The organism is Psychrobacter aquimaris, assembly GCF_016107525.1.
GTDB classification, from domain to species: Bacteria; Pseudomonadota; Gammaproteobacteria; order Pseudomonadales; family Moraxellaceae; genus Psychrobacter; species Psychrobacter aquimaris.
In genome coordinates this window covers 63,959-86,024 of sequence record NZ_JABASR010000011.1, presented here as the reverse complement: position 1 = coordinate 86,024, position 22,066 = coordinate 63,959, and the positions used below count along the sequence as shown (strand labels likewise).

Genomic DNA, 22,066 nt, shown 5'->3' with positions numbered 1-22,066 from the left:
TGCTACGGGACAATAGGTGCAAAGTTTAGACCCATTGTTTCATCGAATCCGAACATGACATTCATGTTTTGTACAGCTTGTCCTGCGGCGCCTTTTACCAAATTGTCTTGTACAACAATCACTGTCAACTCCGCACGCTCATTGTCTTGATGCACAGCAATGCGTAAACGGTTGCTGGCGCGGACACTACGGGTATCTGGATAAATGCCTTTTGGCATGACATCAATAAACGCTTCTGATTCATAACATGTTTCAAATATCTGCTGCCAATCTATGGCAGCGCCAGCATCCGTCAGCTCAAGATGAATAGAGCTCAGCATGCCACGTATCATCGGCACAAGATGCGGTAAAAAACGAATGCGATGGGTAAACTGACTGTCTAATAACTGCGCCACGCCCTGCTCTATCTCAGGTAGATGTCGATGACCTTCAACGCTATAAGCTTTAAAGTTATCAGTAGTTTCAGCATAATTAAGCGCAAGTTTGGCTTGACGCCCAGCGCCAGAAACACCAGACTTTGCATCAATAACGATACGTGATTCTACCAGTCTCTCTACTTGCTCATTTTGCATGTCGATTATTGGTTTCAAACCCAAAATAGCCGTGGTCGGGTAACAGCCAGGATTACCGACGACTAAAGCATTGGCAAGCTTATCGCGATTGACTTCAGGTAAGCCATAAACAGCTGTCTTTAGCAGCTCAGGACAAGCATGCGACTGCTGATACCAGTGCTCAAAATCGGACAGTGACTGCAAACGAAAATCTGCGGCCAAATCAATGACTTTCACACCAGCTTGCGTCAGCGCTTCTGCTTGCTTCATCGCTACGCCATGTGGGGTCGCAAAAAAGACCACATCACACTTTTGCAGCGTTGCAAGCGTATCATCACCCAAGTCGCTAAAGACAATATCGGATATACCGCGTAAGCTTGGAAATATCTCATCAGCTCGTGTACCAGCTTCGCTACGCGAGGTTAGCAAATCAATAGATACTTCAGGATGCGCAGATAACAAGCGAATCAGCTCAATACCCGTATAACCTGTACCACCAACAATCGCTGCTGAAATCATAAGATATCCCTTTTTCTTTTACTTGGTAAATATCAGTATTTGTTAAACAAATCCTAGATAGAAAGCACGCCTATAGGCTTAAACCTTGTCATTTTTAGACTCTAATGCTTTTAGATTTTATAATCGTGCACCGCATCGATGAATACTTTGGCATTGTCAGGATTGACCCACTGCGTAATACCATGACCTAAGTTTGCTATATAACCTGTTTTTTCGCCGCTCGCGTAAGCACTGTCAAGCATTGCATTTACTTCAGCACGAATCGTCGCAGGTGAACCATACAATGTTGCTGGATCCAAGTTGCCTTGAATGGCTTTACTACTCTGTAGTTTTTTATGCTGCTTGGTCAATTGACGCTGACTTTCAGCCAATACTTGTCGCGCACGATCAATGGGCATCGTCCAATCTAACCCTAAAACATCGGCTTGACTATCTGCTTGCACGTCCAACCATAACCCACCGCCTTTAGTAAATAATACCACTGGTATTTGCGGATGGCGTATTTTTAATTCAGCGACGATACGCTTATTATAAGCATGAGAAAAATCGATAAACTGACGATGGCCAAGCGCCCCACCCCAACTATCAAAGATCTGTAAAATTTGAGCGCCAGCGACTACCTGTGCATCTAGATAATCAATGACAGAAGTGGCTAATTTATCTAATAATTGATGCAAAAACTCAGGATTGCTATACAAAAACCCTTTAGTATAACGATAGTCTTTTGAGCTGCCGCCTTCGATCATGTAGGTAGCCAATGTCCATGGACTACCAGAGAAACCAAATAAAGGCACTTGACCATTCAATGCTTTGCGTATGCTCGTCACTGCACGCATGACATAATCAAGAGAGTCATTGGGTTCCAGTACTGGCAATCTATCTAAATCTGCTTGCGTGCGAATAGGATGTTTAAATTTAGGACCTTCACCCGCCTCAAAGTATAAGCCTAGACCCATAGCATCAGGTATGGTCAAAATATCACTAAATAAGATAGCGGCATCTAAATCATAACGGCGTAGTGGCTGTAAAGTAACTTCAGTGGCGCGGTCCGTATCTTTGCACAGGCTCATAAAGTCGCCCGCTTCCGCACGAGTGGCTTTATATTCTGGTAAATAACGACCTGCTTGACGCATCATCCAGACTGGTGTGGTGTCTATTGATTCAAAGCGTAATGCCCGTAATAATCTATCGTTCTTTAAAGGCGCAAATGCTTGCTGGATCGAGTTACTATTGTCTGAAGCACTCATGTACAAATCTCCAAAACAACACCGCATTCATAATCATCAATGAATACGGTGCTGGATAAAATAAGTTGAATAAAAGAATATTAAAACGTTCAGATAGCGACACTCTATTACAAAAAGCCACACATGTTTAATGACGATTTATTGGTTAATATCGATCGTGTTAACAATCAGCAGGTTAATAACCATTAAAAGCATTTAGAGTTTTAGAGCGTCATTTGCCGTTAATCTTTAATTGATAGTATCGTGCTTATAACTAAAATCGGATAAATACCATGAGTGGTCTACATGGTCAGCGCTAAATTATCACGGTGTACCATGACCACACGCTCTTCATTGTTACCAAGGATTCTATCAAACTGCTCAGTACGCTCACGAGCCACTCGGCAAGCATCACGAGATGAGAAGTTCACTTGTCCAACGGCTAAACGCTCGCCCGTATCTTGATGCACCACCTCAACCACATCACCTTCATCGAAGTCACCGCGTACTTCTACAACGCCGACCGGTAGCAAGCTCTTGTGATGTTCGACTACTGCTTTTGCTGCGCCTGCATCGACTATTAGAGAGCCTGACATACGTAAATGCGCTGCCAGCCATTGTTTACGTGCAATGATTTTGTCTTCATCATTGGTGGTCAACAAAGTACCCACCGCTTCGCCTGATACCACACGAGTGATAACATCATCGATAGCACCGCTCACGATAACCGTTGGACAACCACCCATCGCAGCAAGACGACCAGCACGAATTTTGGTCAGCATACCGCCGCGCCCAAGCTTGCCGCCATCCCCTGCAATATCAAATAAGTAATCCGCCATTGCACGCTCTTGGCGAATCATTTTGGCATTAGGGTTGTCACGTGGGTTGTCCGTAAACACCCCATCTTGATCGGTTAAAATAATATATAAATCGGCATTAACCATTGCTGCTGCCATGGCGCCTAAGGTATCGTTATCACCAAATTTAATTTCATCAATGGTAATGGTATCATTTTCATTAATGACTGGTAGCACACGCCAATCTAGTAGTTGCGTTAGCGCGCCCGTCGTATTCAAATAACGGCTACGATTGGACAAATCATCATGGGTTAGTAATAGTTGAGAACTTTGGATACCATGTTGAATTAATGCTGACCACCAAGTTTCAATCAAACCCATTTGACCAATAGAAGCACAGGCCTGTAGTGCGGCTAGTTTCTTGGGGCGCTCCTCAAGGTTCATTCGTACCACACCTTCAGCAACGGCACCGGACGATACTAGCAGTACTTCGACACCTTGTTTGTGCAATTTAGCGATCTGCTTTGCCCACTCGTATATGGCAGTTCGATCCAGCCCTCGACCGTTATTGGTTAACAACGATGAGCCAATCTTGACAATAACGCGCTGAATATTAAAGTTGCGAGTTTGCTTAACAAACCTTGCTTCTTCGGTCGTGTTTTCTATGTCACCTGCCATATAAACTCCTGTCTCTTATGTGAATTAGTTACGGGGATTGATCTAAAAAATTCAAGTATATCAGCTCAAGCGTGTTAGCTTAAGGGACATAAACGACCTCAACACCATCTTCGTCGTCATCGTCAAAATCGGTATCGTCGTCGCTTAAGTCTAAACCTTCTCGTGCCGCTTTGCGAGCCGCACGATATGCTTCACGCTGCGCCTCAGTGTTTAGACGTACTTCTACTTCTAAGCGCTCAAAACGTGTTCTTTGTGCTTCAGCGAAGATAGGATCTTCTAGTTCACGCTCACGCTCTAGTTCAATCTCATTCATTAAATGATATTTAACTGCATCAGTCCCTTCACCCATTAAGGTTGACGTGCGAAATACATCGCCTGTCCAATCAAGCTCGGCGACAATATGAGTACAAAGCTCATCTAGCTCTTCGTCAGGCACCTGATCAATTTTGTTTAATATCAAAATCTGGGGCAAGTTGGATAACTCAGGCGAAAAACGCTCAAGTTCATTCAAGATAACACGAGCGTTGGCTACCGGATCGCTGCCATCAATTGGCTTTACATCAACCACATGTAACAGACGACGAGTACGAGCCACATGTTTTAAGAAACGAATGCCAAGTCCAGCACCTTCTGAAGCACCTTCGATCAAACCTGGAATATCTGCCATCACAAATGAGCGATGACGACCGATATCAACCACACCTAGATTCGGAACGAGGGTGGTAAACGGATAGTCAGCAACTTTTGGTCTAGCAGCAGAGACTTGACGAATAAAGGTAGATTTACCAGCATTAGGCAAACCAATCAAGCCAACATCAGCCACAACTTTTAGCTCAAATTTAAGAACTTTTAACTCACCTTCAAAACCAGACGTCGATTTACGCGGTGCTTGGTTGGTAGAGCTCTTAAAATGGGTATTACCCAAACCACCATCACCACCTTTGGCAATCAGTAACGTCTGACCAAGTTCAATCAAGTCACCCAACACTTCGTCAGTTTCAGTATCGACCACAGTCGTACCAATAGGCACTGGTAAAAAAAGATCATCAGAGCCTTTACCTGAACAGTTTCTACTATGACCATTCTCAGCGCGCATGGCGTCGTGACGACGTGTATAACGATAGTCCACTAGGGTGTTGGTGTTATCCTCTGCAATGACATAAATATCTCCGCCCTTGCCACCATCTCCACCATCAGGTCCACCACGTGGGACATACTTTTCTCGGCGAAAACTGGCGATTCCGTTACCACCGTCACCTGCTTTTACCGTTACGACGGCTTCATCAATAAATCGCATCTTACGTTCCTTAATTTACAATCCAGTTTATAAACTGGTTACAACCAACGGCTGTATTTTAGGTTTTTACTATGTTTTGCCAACACAAGGGTTGCAGAAAGCGTACTTGTCGCTGCAATCCTTGTGACGATAACACCCGATAACCAATCAGACTATCGGGTGTTTGAATACGGCATTTAATCTTATGACCAACGATCGAGCAGTTACTTCAAATAAACTCTGCCTTGATATACTCTTGACAAAATTATTTTGTGGGCATGTCACTGCAATAGCGTTGGCGTTTTATGCTGGAATTTTAGTGTAACTAATGCCTGCCATTTGCGTCGCCAAACGTAATACTTGGGTACTGTAGCCTACTTCATTGTCATACCAAATATAAACGATAGCATGGTTATCAGTCAAAATAGTAGCTTGTGCATCGACGATACCGACATGCGTATCACCAACAAAGTCAGTCGATACTGCTTCAGTCGAATCCGTATAAGCAATCTGTGTTTGCCACTGACTGCTATTAGATACTTTACGCATAAAATCGTTCAAGGCATCAGCATTTTCTGGTGCTGTTTTAAGATTCAAGTTTAAAATCGCTAAGCTGACGTTTGGCGTTGGTACACGGATGGCATTACCCGTTAGTTTACCACTAAGCTCTGGTAGCGCTTTACCGACGGCTTTAGCAGCACCCGTACTGGTAATAACCATATTTAATACGGCACTACGACCACGGCGATCCGCTTTATGATAGTTATCAATGAGATTCTGATCGTTAGTGAATGAGTGAATCGTTTCAACGTGACCATTTTCGATACCGTATTCATCGTTCAACACTTTTAACGTCGGCGTAATTGCGTTAGTGGTACAGCTCGCCGCACTAACGATTGTATCTTCACCGACTGTATCGTTATTCACACCATAAACAACGTTTTTAATCTCACCACCAGCTGGGGCTGTTAATAGTACTTTTTTCACGCCAGTCGATTGCAAATGCTTGCCAAGGCCCGCTTCGTCTTTCCAGATACCCGTATTGTCAATCACTAATGCATCATTAATACCGTAGGCAGTATAGTCAATCTCGCTTGGATCTTTGGCATAGATAACCTGAACAAAGCGCCCATTAATAATCAAGCCATTGTTTTCATCATCAACCACGACGCCACCAGCAAAGCTACCATGAATCGAATCACGCTCTAGCAATGATGCGCGTTTGGCCAAATCGCCCGCTGCCGCAGGACGTACGACGATGGCTTTTAGCTGCAAGCCTTTCGCACTTGATGCTTGTGACAGTAGTAGGCGCGTTAAAATACGACCAATACGACCAAAACCGTATAGCACAACATCAGTCGCTGGATTAACCGTACTGTCATCAATATTAGCCGCTTGAAGTGCTGCTTCTAAATCACTGTCATTGGCGATTAATTGGCCAACATCAACCTGTGCTGACTGAAGCTTATCGTTAGCCGCTAGCGCTTTAACCATGGCTAAAGTGTCAGCGATATCAATAGATTTGGCGTCTTGGTTACGCAGTGCTACTTTTTGATGCAATGCCAATATTTGACCAACTGACGTCGTATTTAACGTGTCACCGAACAAGGTCACTTGTACGTCTTGCTCATTATAGAGCTTATTCAATAACCCCATCAACTCAATCGCTTGTTGCTCTTGATTATTATAGTTGCTTAAGTGGTCTTGATGTAATTGGCGTAAGGTATCAGCGTTGCTCACGAGAAACATCCTTATGGTCAGTAATATGTGATCAGTAAATTATAGAGAATACAGATTAGATAGGTTATGTGTGGTCTAAGCAATCACTCTAGTATGGCAACCGCACGATATCGGTGTCAGTTATTGAGGTAGAGTATTGAGATCGCCTAGATTTTAGCCTAAAACGGCCTATTTTGCCAGTGATAACCGATCTGCTAACGCTTATAAAGCGTTTTATTGAGTTATACAGGTTATTATGAAAATAAAGGCAGCCAATTATGCTGCCTTGTTGTTCATTGTTGCAAATATCAAATAGTGGACGATAAAGCGACACTACCATTTAGCCCAATATCTAGTAAATGACACTAGTTATGGGATGAGGCTAACCGTTTGATTGGTCTGCGGGGTTAACTTGAACTCTGTTAAGTCATAGCCTTGCTGTTGAGCGATTTGACGATATTTGGCATAGGTTTCTTGAGTAACGTTTGGAGAACGCGCTAATAACCATAAATATTTTTTATCAGGCGTCCCTACTAAAGCAGTCTTGTAATCAGCATCACGTGCTAGTACCCAATAGTCGGCACGACCAACTGGCAACCAACGAATCCATGATGGTAAAAACGTGACCTTTAGCTTACTACCTGACTCATCAACAGGCTTAGCGATACCTTCAGAAGTAATACCAGAACCGTCTTTCTGTACGCATTTATTAGTGACTACGATACCTGAGCCGTCGGTTTTTTCAGTATAATTGGCGGTGACATCACTGGCACAATTGCGCTGAAAATACATGGGCAAACGGCCTATCTCATACCATGTTCCTGCATACTTTTTTAGATCAACGCTATCCACTGTGGTCGGTGTACTTGCAGACTTATGAATGATGGCATTTGGCTTAATTGACAACGTCTCTGTGGTGGTTCTATCCGTAGTTGCATTAGCAGTTATATCAGCTTTAGCATTGACCGGTGGCGTCGCAGCATACGCTGAAAATGCAGCTAGTGGTATAATAATGGCTAAGGCTATACCCGTATGCTTGATAAGTCCATTCATAAATATACGCTCCGGTATTTCTTTATATGATGAGTAAGTGGATGTTGATGAATCAGTATTTTGCTTTGAACCATTCACCTTGTCCCCTAAAAAATCTGACATTAGCGGTTCTTTTTCGCTCAACTCTTGTGACCATTTATAATCATTGGTACGATAATTACTAACGATATTACTGCTTTCAGTATCGCTATTTTTTGAATCGCCGTCTTCTTTATTATTGCTGTTAATCATAGCAGACTCTTTTGCCTGTACAAGGCTCTTATCGGCGCTTTTATATCCAAAATAGCGGTCTTGCGAAGACGTTTTTTTTGCCAAATGGTTCGAATATTGGTCATTTAAATCGTCATGGTTGTAGCTAGCATCGTTGCTGGCGTTACCCGTCTGCCGCGTACTGTCATCATTTAGATAATAATGACTCGGCTGAGTAGTCTGCTTAGATTGAGAACCAGCTTCCTTTGCATCAGACCATGCTGACTGAGGTAACTTATTGGTTTTCATAGAGGTACCATTATTAATAGTGACTGTTAACAATTCTTTTTATATACCATCAATATGCTCTCATCTTCTGTGCGTCTTCAACTTTTACAAGTCTATTGAATGTCAAAGCTGGCGCTGCAAAAATCAACTATTATGAGAGGAATTAAGAGGTATGGTGATAAGCTATCCGCTTATAAGAATACAGAGTAAATACTCTTTGTTTAGGTGATATATATTAATGACAGCTCGACTATAAAAACAGTGTCGCAATGTAGGAAAAAGCAACGGTTTGTAAGTAACTATGCATTTATGCAGTAGAATAAATACCGAATAAACACATAGTTACTTACTGGATAAATATATTAAAAATCAGTTATTTGCCAAGATAGATCCTAATAAACGGCAATTGTGGTTCAGGACAAGTTAGCATTCGTGCCAGCAATCCCCTTTTTAGTTTTTTACTATTGAAAGAATTGTCGAATACCAGCAACACTGATACCACCATACTCTAATGCTTGGTGAATCATCGTAGGTGATAAACCACCCAAACCGATAATCGGCATATCAGCCAATTGTGCCAATGCTGACCATGACTCCCAACCAAGTGGCACAGTATCAGGATGTGTTTGGGTCATCAGTACAGGAGACAAAAAAGCGCCCATGACGGGCGGTAATTGCTGCTGTAACCTAGCATGAGCCAGTTTATTGGCAGCCTCAATACTGGCGACATCATGACAGCTGACTATTAATGGATAATTTTTAGATAGCACTCTACCTTGTGTATCATCCGACCATTGCAGCAATGCCGTATGAGACAGATGATTGGCAACGATTGGATTCGCTATGATTGTATCTTTAATTTCTAGTGGCGCTTCAGTTAGTAGAGACTGTGTGCGGATATCATAAGAGACAATCACCTTAATATCTGGACGTACGTGCATCAACTGCGCTGCTAGACTTTCTAAACCAGTTTCCTTTATTCGAATATATACCCAAGCATTGGCTGTTAAGTTGTTTTGATGAAAAGTTAACCATTCGGCCACTGGATCAGAAGAGGCATCAAAATGCGTCAATGGATAGGTAATTGCTATCGCTGTTGGCACACTCAACCATTCAAGAATCGTCTTATTAGCAGCGGGTAAATGATACTTTCCTGCTAATAAATCTGCCTTATTTACCCACGTTAGCGCCTGACCTTCTAGCCCATATTGGCAATGCTTATGCTGCTCATACTGCTGCTCAGTCAGCTCAACCTTGTAAATCTGTAAACTGACATGCTTATCACCATAATCATGATGCAGACGTCCAAGCTTGACCATCGTATTACTACAAATCGTAATGCCTGTCTCTTCAGCGACTTCCCGAATTAGTGCCTGCTCTGCATTTTCATTGGACTCTATTTTGCCACCTACAAACTCGTAACGGTTGCCTTGATGCTGGGCAGCATTTCTAAATCCAAGTAAATATTGCGCTTGGTGATGAATGACTGCCACTGCCACGTTTACGGTAGGTACTTTTTCACTATGAAATGAGCTATCAACTTGATTGTCCGATTCACTTGGCATCGCCGTCTCCTTTGTTGCTGTTTTTTTAAAGTGTTATTTGATTGTTTTATACCGTTAAAAAATCCATCTAAATCAAACCTAATATATTGATTTATAAAATAATTATCTGAAATGTCATTTTTTTAGGCCTCATTCACGACGATTACTTTAGATAAGTTTACACAATGACTGCATTTTATTTTATCAATTACCTTGCAAAATCACTCAATGTAAATGATAATTATTATCGTTAAAGACAATTACTAGATTGCTACTCCTATTCAGCCATTTTTTATCAAAAGGAATTTACTATGAGCATGGTTATCTCTCGTTATTTGAATTGCCGTGAAAACCGTTTGCCTACTCTACAATCACAGCACTTATTTGCGCTCACTAAAGAAGTGCGTATCGAGCATGAGGGTGAAGAGTATCGACTACGTTTGACACGCAATAATCGCTTAATCCTGACTAAATAGATTAAGATCATTAATCATCAACATTAGCCTACCTATAAAAAAACGCCTTCATTAAAAGGCGTTTTTTATTGGATAAAACGATACGATTTAGAACTGCCAACTGTAAACCACATCCACTGCGCTTTCTGCCGCTGAGGTTGCCTCCACATAAATACGTCGAGTTAACTGATAACGAATAGACAAGCTATTTTGAGCATTAAACACCCCTACTCCGTAGCGTATATATAAGTCAGGTGTTACATAACCAGTCACATTGACGTTAGTGTCTTCACTACTGCCTGAAGCATCGACCGTTAAACTCTGAAAACCAAAAATCTGACCAATTTGATTGGTTAAGTTACGCGTGCCACTCAGTCCAAAATTTAATCCAGCAGCGGCTAGGTTGTTGGTGACCTGCGATTTAAATCCTTGCTCACTAATTTGGGTCGCGCCCTTATTGTCAATTCGACCTGTCACCAAAGCATTCATCGCTTGCTGTTGGGTCAAGCCTGCATTATTGAAGACAATGATGTTGGGGCTTTCTGTATCACCTTTGACGCGCACGCCTACAGTTTTGCCATTGATCGTTTTAACAGCCTCAATACTGAGGTTAGGTTTCATCACATCACCATTGAAGCGCACTTGTCCGTAGTTAAGCTCTAAGTTCTGTCCAAAAGCGTTGATGTTGGTACGACGTGATACTTGTACTACACCTTTCGCACGCATGATACCCGTGCCAGTTTGACTGATATTAATCGCACCTGCTAAAGGAATCACTGCACCAAAACCCCGGAAGTTGATATCGTCACCCAAGTCGACACCGATATCCGCATTGATTGACCAAGGTTTCGATATTGCCAATACTTCATCGATATTGCCAATGAGACGACGATCAAGAACCACCGCATCCTCGGTTTGGGTAATAATATCTTCGCTGGCTTCTGGTGGACGAATGGTCGCTGACGGTACGCTGACCGCCCCCTTAATATCGACATAACGGTCGCCTGGACGCACGATGATATCAATATCAGGATTAATTTCTGCCACTAACAATGGTGGCTGAGTAATCACCAAACGCTCACCGATGACGCTAAGCTTGGCTTGGAGTTTTTGCTGCCAATTAACCGTACCAGTCACAGTCCCTTTGCCAGTACCACTGCTAAATGTTCCGTCAATAGTCGCTTGAGTGCCGCGAATTTTGGCCTCAGTGTTTACCTTGGTTAAATTAACGGGCAAATCAAGCATCGCAATACGACCATTAACAAGTTTTACGTCGCCATAGAATTGCGGTTTATCTAACGTACCGCCCAAGCCTCCTGCCATCGTGACATTACCTTCTAGCACTCGCATGCCTGGGAAGAAAGGCTTAAATATCGCAAGATTGAGCTCATTCAATACCAAAGCGCCCGAAATTGGCTTAGGCGTCTTATAAGGATCAACGACCACTTCAGCATAGCCACGAGCACCGCCACCAGTATTGATATCGGTACGTAGTTTGATACCCTCAGGGACAGACAAAGCAATCAGTGAGACCCGTTTATAAGGCAGAGTGACAGGTAAACTATCACCATCTTGAATCAAACCGATTTTGCCGTTGTCCGAATACAGTGTTGTATTAATCGTCGGTGGACGACCACGTTGCCAGCCAACAATAGCCTTACCATTAATTTTGCCGTGCCAGTCGATATCTTTGGGTAAAAAGACGGAGAATAATGACGTATCTAGGTTTTGCAAGGCGATATTCACCTCACCCTTATCAGGTGACGCGATTAAGTTTTCGCGTAAGCACAGCTTGCCAGTTTGATCCGTGGCTTGCCAGCAGTGCGCTGCCAACTGTACTTTTAAATCATTATTATTGCCATTTTGATTGTTAGGTAAATTAACAATCAACTGCGCGGGCTGTAACTGATTTAAAGTCGCATACTTGGATTGAACACGACCCTTACCGATGACGCCAGACCAGCTCAGTTTATCCCGATTGAAGCCACCTTTAAGCCTTGCGCCAATCGTCAGCTGCTCATTGGCAACGTCAAGGTTGACCACATGCGCCTGCTCAGTACCATTAAAGGTTGCTTTAACGCTTTTAAAACTCTGTCCAGCTGCATCTAAGCCTTCAGCGGTGATAATAAGTTGACTTGGGCTGTTTGCCAAATTGACTAGCTTACCGCGCACGCGACCTTGGCGTAAAATAAAGCCTGGCAGCGCAATGCGTTCACCAACCAAATCGATATAAATAGTTGGCAGCGCTTGTCCTGCTGGCTGCGATAAGGTCGCACCGCCAGTGACTTTGCCAGCCAATTTATCTGACAGCTGATCCAAACTAGTGATATTAATTTTGGTTTGTAATTGCTTAGCATTGCCATCAGCAGTGACGTAATTATCACCCCAACGTAGCACTAAATTGTCCGCATTTAAGCTGTCTATCAAGGCGTTTACTTGCTTATATTGCGCCTGTGCATCTTGCGTTTGAAGGCGCTTAAAATAGCTTGTCAAATCCTTTGGTAGACGCATCTTCGCCGCTAAGCTGCCTTTGGCACTAAGCAGTTGACCTTTTAGCATTCCTCTTAAGTTAACTTTTTTGATATTAATGATTTGCTGCGAGTCACTCCAGCGTCCATCCGTATCGATAATGCCGGTGATGAGGCTTGGGGTATCTTTGAGAAAATAACCCATATTAAAACGATCCATCACTGCATCAATATCCCAAGCAATGCCCTGACGCACATCAACCGTCCCTTTGGCATCAATACTGCCTGCCGCGCCCACATGACGGAAACGCTTGATACGAATCAGCTGGTCATCGCCACTGGCATCAATGGTTAGCTTGCCCGCTGGCAGTTGCTCAGCATCTAGCACCCCATCGAAATTCACCGCAAAACGTTGCAGTTTGCCTGCGGTATTGGCATTGTTTTTGGGCGCCGCTTGCCACTCACCGCTGGTTTTCAAATCACCAGTAATAATCGCTGGATTATTGGGTAAAAAATAACCCAAATTAAACTTGTCGAAGCGACCATCTATGGTCCAACCGATATTTTTACGCAAATCGATGACACCCTTGGCATTCACTGCGCCAGCCTCACCGTTGTAATTGAGCTTACGAATACTGATAAGCTTTGGCGTACCAGCCGCATCGATAGACAAGCTCCCCTTTGGTACATCCGCAGTATCGACTTGCCCATTGAAGCGCGCATCGAACATAGATAGCTCGCCACCAACGATATCGACTTTGGCATCACCAGCGCCTGTTATGCCAATATTACGGCCATCTTGAGTGGCATCAAGTTGTGCCTGCAAATCAGTATTGTTTAAATTAATAATATGACGCTGACCACTAACGCCACCTTTGGTAATAGTCAATAAACGACCGCGAGCACTGACACTACCGGTTAAACGCTCAAGCGGCAAATCACTGCGATACTGTTTGGGTAATAATCCATTGGTACGCGCATCTATCTGCCATGTCAACGGACGCTTTTTATTTGCCAATTGAATCTGCCCAGTACCTGATAAGTCGCCCACTACTCCTTTATAGTTCAAGCGATTGATGTCGATGACATCCCCAGCTTTGCGCACGCGCACGTCATAGTTGCCTTTAGGAGCGGCATTCAATTCATTAATAACCGCATTGGCATCCACTGATAACCGTGAACCACGAATGATGACATCCGCCTGTCCGCGCGGGCTATCAATATTACCGATATTAGGCACATCGCGGCGGATTAAGTTTTGCCATCTAGCATCGATATACCAAGGCGCTACCTGTGTCGACTTCACTGACGTTTTGCCCTGAGCAATATTGGCGTTCACATGCTCGCCATCACGTTGACGCAAGTCCGCATCAATCTCTATATTACCAGCGCTATTTTTCTGCTGATAATGTAGCGACAATCGCCCATTCAACTTTTGCGGTGCGTATGCTTTAAAATCAGCATAGTCATCAGGAATAGCACGGCGAATATCAAAATTGCTACCTGTCGCTCGCACTTTTGCATCAAAACTGTCTTTCCAATCTAAAATACCTTGCAGAATCAAGTTTCCAGCTGGCACCTGAGCATCTAAGCGATCAATGCGCAACTGGCTGTTCGCAATGACTGCGCGACCTTGATAGTGACCAGATGGAATGTCTTTAGCCGTCAGCTCAGTATTGATACGCAGACGTATCTCAGAGATAACTCCTGTGGCGGTAGCAGTACCACTTTTTAAACGAATATTTTGGCTTTCAGCATAAGGAATCAAAATATCATCCCACTGCAATTTTGCCTGAAAAGGCGAATCCTGATCCAATCCTTGCACAATGAAATCACCGCTTACATCGCTGTCATTGTAGCGACTACGAACTGTACCGACCGTACGTTTTAGCGTACCTGTTGCTGTGATATTCAATGGGTCAACGTAGGCTTTTTCTAGCGCACTGACTTCTGCAATCGCGCTTAAATCTAGCGGATAGTCGCCTTGTAGGTCAATTTCACCTTGTAAGGCACTAATTTTGACGATATCAGCATACTGTAAATCGCCGCGACCGACCGTCACCATGCTACCAACCCATGTCAAATCACGGGCAACAATATCATGAACAACGATGGGCTCTTTGGTCACTTGTTTATAAGTAATCTTTTTTATTTTGGCATGGTCAAAGCGTAAGTTCACTGGTAGCTGTAACGTTTTATAATCGAACGGCTCACCCGTTGGTGGCTTGTTATTGATAATCTCAATGGTTTGTATGTCTGCATCACGCAGATGCACTTCTTTGGCAAATATGGCACGCCAGCCTATCTTGACGTAGGCTTTATCAACCAATACTTCAAGGTCTTCAGTCGCCTTGATATCGATATCAGTGACCCAGATACCATCACGTAAATTACCGCGACCATATTTAAAATCAATGCCCGTCTCAGCACTGACTTTCTCTAATATAAACTTCGTACCCGACTCTGTGCCCATTGCGTAAAAAAACACAGCAAACATGATGGCCAGCACAATTAAAATAAGCACCAGTAATTTGAGTAAAAATGACAGCGGATACCAACGTCTGACGGCACGAGCGTCGCGCTGTGCTGGATCTTCATCTGGTGCGTTATTAGGCGGGGTATTTTTTGTCAGCATGACACTCAACTACGTTAAAGAATGGTCACCGGCAATCGGCACGATAAATAATGATACCAAACCCAAAACAGACAATGAATTTTATCAAACTTGCTAAGTTTATTAGAGATCGCACTTACACAAGTTTTGCATGTTCATCTGCTGGTTGGAAATGGTATAAATACGACGGATGATGCTAATAGAGCATGTCAAGCATTCATTTATTTTACTAACTGAAACTATTTATGAATGGTCAATACGCCCTAAATGATATCACTACTGGATGACACGGCTATAAAGGCGAGCCAATAAAGAAATGCAGTCTAACTGGTATACTTTCTTCTGTCACACCAGCCGCTACATCAACTCGTACCACACCGACTGGCGATGCCCAGCGGATACCAACACCGACACCGACCTTTGTCTCAGTCTCGAAGTTTTTGTCGTAAGCATTACCCACGTCAGTGAAGAATGCCCCGCGGAATCCTGGTTTAAATTCATAGTTATACTCTGCACTACCAACCGCGAGCACTTGCCCACCAGTCAAATAGCCCTTGTCGAGCGGTGACAAGCTCTCATAGTCATAACCACGAATACTTTGATCACCACCCGCAAAGAAACGCAATTTATAAGGCACATCATAAAAATCATCTGCCCAGATGTAGCCCGTATTCAAACTGCCCAGTACTTGATGCTTTTGGTCATCACCAAAGCTATAAATACCGCTGACACCCGCGCGAATGATTGCCAAATTAGTGTCACTAAGGGCTTTATCAGCCCCTGCTTCAAGCGAGTAATATTGACGCATACCGCGAGTCGGATTGGTCGCACTGTCTACGTCAGTTTTGTTCATACCATAACCAAATAACAGCGCTTGCTGCTTAGGCTTAGAAGAAGTAAAGCGGATAGGCAGATCGTCCAACTCTGTCTCATCGACCCCAGTCTCCAGTTCATCCAAACGGTAGTTCACAGAATAGCTGCGATTCCAGCCGCTGTCACGGCGGATATTACGCGCCAATGCCGCTTTTAATGTGGTAGTAGATAGGTCGAAGTTACCTTCACCTTGGTCGATGACCTCTTCTTCATAGGTAAGGCGCGCATCTAACTTATCGTTAAGTGGGTGTTTCCAAGGTCTACTGGCATAAACAGCGACGTTCTTACTAATTCTGGAAACTTCGGTCTCCGCACCCGCTTGATAACCTTTACGATTCAGCAAGTTATAGTCTATTTTTGCTGTCGCTCGCACGCCCGTATCTGTACCATAACCAAGACCTACTTGGGCATCGCGTGGCTTATTTGAAGAGACAAAAACATATAATGGCACTCTTTTACTCTCTGCCACTTGTTGCGGTGTCTTACGACCAGCCAGCGTTGGCGGTACAAAGTTTTCATCAGCGATTAAGCTTTTTTCATCAGGGAATATTTTTTGAGCAATATTACTGATGCCATCGCTTATTTTACCCAAAATATTGTCCGCTTCTTGGTCTTTTTCATCCAATACACGATCATTTGGTAAGAGGGTCAAACGCTCTGCTTTTTGTTTGATGGCTTGTAGTTTATCAAGTGTTGCTTCATCAGCTTCAAACTCAATCGCGGCAATGTCGGCGGGATTGACTGTTTCACCACTGTTAGCAGTCGTATTGTTCTCACTCTTTGCGTTATTTTCATCACTGTCATCAACGCTATCATCTTTATTAACACGGCTGCTATTAGAAGCGACTGAACTTTCAGCGCCATTATTACCCATCAAGTCTGAAGCGCCATCACTATTAATATCACCGTCTAGCGTGCCACTACTATTGGTAGGTGTGTTATCAAAAGCCAAAGTACTGGCTTCACTGCGTTCATCTGGCGGCAATATTGACTCAACGTTGACCGTGTTAAAGTAACGAGTCGCTGATAAATCGTTGCTAAACTTGGTCACCGCTGGACGATAAAAAGGGTCACCGGGCTTAAAATCGAATAGCTGTTGTAATAGTGACAACTCAACAGGTAGTTTGTCAGGATCTTGGGTTAAGGTATTGGTTTCTTCATCGTATGTAAAAAATACAACATCATCAAACTTATAACGATCACCAGTGTTATAGACCAGCGACACATCTGCTGTATTATCTGGCAAGATAATATCAACGGATTTGTTTAACCAATACTGATCAAAATAGCCATAAGTATTACTCAGCGACTCAAGGGCCGCCTTGCTATCTTTATAAACACGGTGATTGAAGATATCACCTACTTGTGGTGGTAAGTCTTTTTCAAGTGCTATGAATTCTGGCTGCTCACCGCCCTCGCCGCGAACCTCAACAATACGGCTGTCTACACGTACCGGCTCGCCCAGCTCTTCGATAATAACGTCGACCTTATCAGCATTGGGCTGGCGTAGGCGCAACGTAATATCATAGTAACCCACTGCTTGGGCGGCCTCTAATGCCGTTTGGCGTAGGCGCGGCAAGGCAGCTGTAAAATCGGCGACTGACTGAATCGTCGTATCATCAAGGGCGGCCTTGATGTTTTTCATGGGCTGAACATCATTATCCGCCTTGATGAGCTTAGGCTTACCACTGACGGCACCATCAGCGGCTGCTTGCCGCACATAAATCGTGGTATCTATACGCGGTAATGCGATCACGCCTGTATTGAATAAGCGATTATAAAGGCGTTTCACGATACTGCCTTTATTACGAGCCATTGGCTTTGGCTTACTAGCTTCCTCAATACTCTGATTTACGCCCTGAGAGTCCACTTGATAATCTGGCAAGTAGTCATCAGGGTTGAGAATATCTGATGTCGTACCGTCTTCATTGGTATCATCACTGGCATTGGCGACAATCTCATTATTGGAGGTGCTGGTTCCATCCATGCGTCCACTACTGACAGAGTCGCTAACATTGATCGGACGCGACATAACTTCAGCCGTTTCTGCGCGTTCAGCAGCGCTCTCATTCCTACCTAATGTCTCAAGGTTGTTAGGCGTTGGTAGATTGGTCGCATCCAAATCCACATCTAAACCAATAGGCGTGGTTGTATCATCTAATGTAGCAATTGGCGCGTCAAAATCGCTATCGTTATTGCTGATATCATTAACGTTACTGCTATTAACGTCAGTACTATTATTGATGTCATCAATATCTTGGGCATTCTGCATGTCCATCGCAGCCAGCTCGCGATCAATCTCCTCGGGCGTCATCATCTGATAACCCTGCTGCTGTATCGCTGCGGCTTGTTGCAACAAGTCATCGTTGGCACTATTGGAAAGATCGAGCTGAGCATTATTTGCGTCAGCCATATCATCCATGGCATTTGCCTGAGAATTAGCCAAGCCTTGAGACTGAGCAGCTGATTTTTTAGCGCTTTTACCTTGAGCATCAGGCTTCTTAATACCTAGGCTTTGTTCACTGTAGTCATCCAATACTGACTGATCGATAACACCCTGATCTACTGCCTTTTTTAGGCGCAATGCATCCAAAGCGATATCGAGCTGAGTATCATCATCTGACAGTGTGGTCGATTGCGTGTTCGTTGATTGAGTGTTTGATTGATCAACAGCTACTTGATTGCTAGTAGGTTGGTTAGGAGAATTGACACTATTTGTGCTATCAGCCAACGCAGCAGGTGCCATGCCAAAACCCACTAAGCTGGTCGCCAACGCAGTGAAAAGTGCTGAGCGCGTAAAATGAATACGCGGCGCATTGCCGTTAGTTGTTGCACGAAATATTTTTTGACTAAGGTGACTTTGCATGTGGGAACTCTGAAGATCACGAGTTTTAATATCTTTTCGAACATTGACCATATTATGCTGCATCATTGATACATTCCGCGTGCGCGTTGAAGGCTGCTGTTTCATGTGTATTTCCTATCACCTCACGCGGCACAATATTATGAACGATAACAATCGTCTAGTCTTACCGGTGAATAAAATTATAGCAGTTGGCTGAATTATGATTTACTGTCTTGCTTTGAATAATGACCGTTTATAACGCAAACGTTGGTGTCAGGTTAGCACCACATTTTTATCAAAATATGGACAGACTTTAATAGTAGCAAGCCCTTGCCCTCATTCACACTTTACAACATAACCATGCAAAATTTACAAATCATAACTTAGATAATTATGAAATCATAGCGTCGACCGCATGTATTTTTATCAAAGCCTTGCTATTATACGGCTTAATATTGATAAAACCTATGCTATATTTCGATAAGTTTTTGATACTGTTAGTAATTAAATCGACAATTAATAATTATATCGACAATCACTTTCACTTTAAAAGCGGTATTCAGCGCTTTTCTTTGATCTAGCAACCGCGACCCATCTGTAGGAATTTTCATGGCCAATCAGTTTCAATTATTTAAGCACCGCCGTTTTAGCGCCATGTTTCTTACCCAGTTTTTGGGTGCGTTTAATGACAATATTTTTAAGCAAGCGCTCATACTGGTTTTGACTTACACCGCTGCGAGTCAATTGGGCATGGAAGTCAGTATTTTGAACAACTTGGCCGCGATGCTGTTTATTTTGCCTTATTTTTTGTTTTCAGCACTGGCGGGGCAAATCGCGGATAAATTCGAAAAATCAAAACTCACGCGATTGATTAAGTTGCTTGAATTCGTGATTATGGTGATTGCGGCAGTAGGATTTGTATTTGAGTGGTATGCGTTATTATTTGTCGCGTTGTTTCTCATGGGCACCCAATCTACTTTTTTCGGGCCTATTAAATATGCTTACTTACCACAAGCGATGAAAGAAGATGAGTTGGTTGGTGCTAATGGTCTGTTTCAAATGGGGACGTCGTTAGCTATCTTACTCGGTATGATTATCGCGGGTGTCTTAACCCAGATAGCGCAGCCGCTATATTGGATAAGTGTGACAGTATTAGTCATAGCTGTATTGGGTTATTTTGTCGCACGATTTATACCCCACATGCCAGCGATGCAGCCAAACCTAAAAATCAACTGGAACATTGTGACCACTAGTGTGGCGACGGTGCGCTACTTATATTCATTGCCTTTTTTATTCTTTGTCATCCTTGGTAATAGCTGGTTTTGGTTTTATGGCGCGACGTTCTTGACTCAAACGCCAGAATTCAGCAAGGTCATCTTACATGGTGATGAATCAGTGGTTATTTTCCTATTAACCTTGTTTTCTGTTGGTGTGTCGATTGGCTCGTTGTTATGCAAATCACTAACCAAGAACCAAGTCAGCTTACGTCTTTTGCCCTTTGGTATTGCTGGCTTAAGTATTTTTGCGATTGATTTGTATTTTTCACTGTCAGGTCTCAATATCAACATCAATAATGCGACGCTGTTCGGCATCAGTGAATTATTTGCGGTGAGTGGCAGCTGGCGAGTGTTTGCTGATTTATTCTTTTTGGGCTTCAGCGGCGGTTTATATATCGTACCCTTGTATGCCTCTATGCAAGCCTATGCGCCCAAGAGCCACCGTGCACGCATCGTTGGTGCCAACAATATCTTTAATGCGATATTCATGGTCACCTCAGCGATTTTCTCTATCGTTATCTTGAACGCTTTGGGATTCACTTTACCGCAGCTATTTTTGGTGACAGGACTGATAAATATTGTTTTTGGTGCCTTTTTATACAGTAAACTCAATAAACATATCAAAAATGCGGTCATCCAAACGCATGATGAAGTGGTTCCATAAGTAAGATTGGATAGAATATAGAGCTATTCTTAAAGCTGCTTTTAAAGCTATTATTAGTGCTGTCATAGCAATCAGTGTGTTATCAAACTAATAATATTGGTGCTGATAATTTGGATTGTTTGCTATAGTAATGTCTATGAATTAATCACTACCATTATTTTAGAAGAACAGATAATTTTAATTTTTTGATTGTATTTAAGCCATCAGGAGTGAATTATGGCCCTGCGTCCCTTATCCAAAGTCGACCAATTGTTACTTGGGGTTGATAAGGCATTACGAGCTGTCGTACCACATTCAAACCCTAGCACTCGTCCACTACCAGTCAGCAGTGACGAGATTCCTGAACTTACTATCACTGAGGCGCGACATGTCGCAGGGTTGATGCGTATCAATCATACTGGTGAGGTATGCGCGCAAGGTCTGTATCATGGTCAAGCATTTGCGGCCAAAGACAATGGCGTCAAGCAAGCCATGCAGCAATCAGCCGAAGAAGAGGTCGATCATCTCGTCTGGTGTGAGACGCGATTAGACGAGCTTGGCAGTCATGCCAGTGTCTTTACGCCATTATGGTATGGCATGTCATTTGGTCTTGGTGCAGTCGCGGGTGCCATCTCTAATGAATTTAGCTTGGGGTTCGTCGCAGAGACGGAAGCCCAAGTCAGCGAGCATTTGCAAGATCATATCAAGCAGTTGCCAGAGCACGATAATCGCTCAAAAGAAATACTGGCGCAAATGGATATTGAAGAGTTGCATCATCGTGAGCTGGCATTAGCAAGTGGCGGCGCAGCGTTATCATCGCCTGTACGTCATACTATGCGCTGGATGGCCAATCGCATGAAAGCCACAGCCTATCACTTGTAATTGGCATTTTTAATGACAGGTTTTGTAATGGTGGGTGGTGAAGGTAATTACAGTGCGCTTTATTATTGATATTGCTCTTATTTACACCGCTATCGCGGGCATGGCACATACGTTATCGCGTTACTATTAACAATCCTACTACTGATAGCGTTCAGTTTAATTTGCTAGG

Annotated in this window: 12 protein-coding genes; 3 read left to right on the top strand and 9 right to left on the bottom strand. The window is 43.3% G+C overall.

The window, feature by feature from the left end; translation table 11 throughout:
• Positions 1–2 precede the first annotated feature (2 nt).
• From argC to JFC10_RS10785, 7 genes are all read right to left on the bottom strand, one after another.
• Positions 3–1,070, bottom strand: a complete 1,068-nt coding sequence (gene argC, locus JFC10_RS10815) for an N-acetyl-gamma-glutamyl-phosphate reductase (RefSeq protein WP_198332818.1) — start codon at positions 1,068–1,070, stop codon at positions 3–5.
• Positions 1,071–1,180: 110 nt separating this feature from the next.
• Positions 1,181–2,317 carry a uroporphyrinogen decarboxylase gene (gene hemE, locus JFC10_RS10810; protein WP_198332817.1) on the bottom strand — a complete coding sequence of 379 codons (1,137 nt, stop codon included), beginning with the start codon at positions 2,315–2,317 and terminating at the stop codon, positions 1,181–1,183.
• A 281-nt stretch (positions 2,318–2,598) separates the two neighbouring features.
• Positions 2,599–3,771, bottom strand: a complete 1,173-nt coding sequence (gene proB, locus JFC10_RS10805; RefSeq protein WP_198332816.1) for a glutamate 5-kinase — start codon at positions 3,769–3,771, stop codon at positions 2,599–2,601.
• Positions 3,772–3,850: 79 nt separating this feature from the next.
• Entirely contained in the window at positions 3,851–5,068 is a 1,218-nt protein-coding gene (cgtA, locus tag JFC10_RS10800; protein ID WP_193012983.1) for an Obg family GTPase CgtA, read from the bottom strand.
• A 282-nt stretch (positions 5,069–5,350) separates the two neighbouring features.
• The gene (locus JFC10_RS10795; RefSeq protein WP_198332815.1) at positions 5,351–6,796 is read right to left on the bottom strand and encodes a glyceraldehyde-3-phosphate dehydrogenase; all 1,446 of its coding nucleotides are present in this window, start codon (positions 6,794–6,796) and stop codon (positions 5,351–5,353) included.
• A gap of 339 nt (positions 6,797–7,135) precedes the next feature.
• Positions 7,136–8,317 carry a lipocalin family protein gene (locus tag JFC10_RS10790; RefSeq protein ID WP_198332814.1) on the bottom strand — a complete coding sequence of 394 codons (1,182 nt, stop codon included), beginning with the start codon at positions 8,315–8,317 and terminating at the stop codon, positions 7,136–7,138.
• Between the two features lie 440 nt (positions 8,318–8,757).
• The gene (locus JFC10_RS10785; protein ID WP_198332813.1) at positions 8,758–9,861 is read right to left on the bottom strand and encodes an NUDIX domain-containing protein; all 1,104 of its coding nucleotides are present in this window, start codon (positions 9,859–9,861) and stop codon (positions 8,758–8,760) included.
• A gap of 296 nt (positions 9,862–10,157) precedes the next feature.
• On the opposite strand from JFC10_RS10785, the gene hemP reads away from it, so the two are divergent.
• On the top strand, positions 10,158–10,316 hold the full coding sequence (gene hemP, locus JFC10_RS10780; RefSeq protein WP_227672156.1) for a hemin uptake protein HemP: 159 nt from the start codon (positions 10,158–10,160) through the stop codon (positions 10,314–10,316).
• Positions 10,317–10,403: 87 nt separating this feature from the next.
• Here hemP and JFC10_RS10775 read toward each other — a convergent pair whose 3' ends face one another.
• Both JFC10_RS10775 and JFC10_RS10770 read right to left on the bottom strand, forming a co-directional pair.
• Positions 10,404–15,398, bottom strand: coding sequence for a translocation/assembly module TamB domain-containing protein (locus JFC10_RS10775; RefSeq protein ID WP_198332812.1), 4,995 nt, complete (start codon positions 15,396–15,398; stop codon positions 10,404–10,406).
• Positions 15,399–15,669: 271 nt separating this feature from the next.
• Positions 15,670–19,221, bottom strand: coding sequence for a BamA/TamA family outer membrane protein (locus tag JFC10_RS10770; RefSeq protein WP_198332811.1), 3,552 nt, complete (start codon positions 19,219–19,221; stop codon positions 15,670–15,672).
• A gap of 483 nt (positions 19,222–19,704) precedes the next feature.
• Here JFC10_RS10770 and JFC10_RS10765 point away from each other — a divergent pair, with 483 nt between their 5' ends.
• Positions 19,705–21,036 (top strand): MFS transporter, encoded by a 1,332-nt coding sequence (locus JFC10_RS10765; protein ID WP_198332810.1) that lies wholly within the window; start codon positions 19,705–19,707, stop codon positions 21,034–21,036.
• A 222-nt stretch (positions 21,037–21,258) separates the two neighbouring features.
• Positions 21,259–21,897, top strand: coding sequence for a 2-polyprenyl-3-methyl-6-methoxy-1,4-benzoquinone monooxygenase (gene coq7 / locus JFC10_RS10760; protein ID WP_198332855.1), 639 nt, complete (start codon positions 21,259–21,261; stop codon positions 21,895–21,897).
• The last annotated feature ends 169 nt before the right edge of the window (positions 21,898–22,066 follow it).

Excerpts from the sequence above, each read along its gene's own strand:
- JFC10_RS10790 (WP_198332814.1), bottom strand. The coding sequence starts at position 8,317 with ATGAAAACCAATAAGTTACCTCAGTCAGCATGGTCTGATGCAAAGGAA.
- JFC10_RS10795 (WP_198332815.1), bottom strand. The coding sequence starts at position 6,796 with ATGTTTCTCGTGAGCAACGCTGATACCTTACGCCAATTACATCAAGAC.
- argC (WP_198332818.1), bottom strand. The coding sequence starts at position 1,070 with ATGATTTCAGCAGCGATTGTTGGTGGTACAGGTTATACGGGTATTGAG.
- cgtA (WP_193012983.1), bottom strand. The coding sequence starts at position 5,068 with ATGCGATTTATTGATGAAGCCGTCGTAACGGTAAAAGCAGGTGACGGT.
- hemP (WP_227672156.1), top strand. The coding sequence starts at position 10,158 with ATGGTTATCTCTCGTTATTTGAATTGCCGTGAAAACCGTTTGCCTACT.
- JFC10_RS10775 (WP_198332812.1), bottom strand. The coding sequence starts at position 15,398 with ATGCTGACAAAAAATACCCCGCCTAATAACGCACCAGATGAAGATCCA.
- JFC10_RS10770 (WP_198332811.1), bottom strand. The coding sequence starts at position 19,221 with ATGAAACAGCAGCCTTCAACGCGCACGCGGAATGTATCAATGATGCAG.
- JFC10_RS10785 (WP_198332813.1), bottom strand. The coding sequence starts at position 9,861 with ATGCCAAGTGAATCGGACAATCAAGTTGATAGCTCATTTCATAGTGAA.
- proB (WP_198332816.1), bottom strand. The coding sequence starts at position 3,771 with ATGGCAGGTGACATAGAAAACACGACCGAAGAAGCAAGGTTTGTTAAG.
- hemE (WP_198332817.1), bottom strand. The coding sequence starts at position 2,317 with ATGAGTGCTTCAGACAATAGTAACTCGATCCAGCAAGCATTTGCGCCT.
- JFC10_RS10765 (WP_198332810.1), top strand. The coding sequence starts at position 19,705 with ATGGCCAATCAGTTTCAATTATTTAAGCACCGCCGTTTTAGCGCCATG.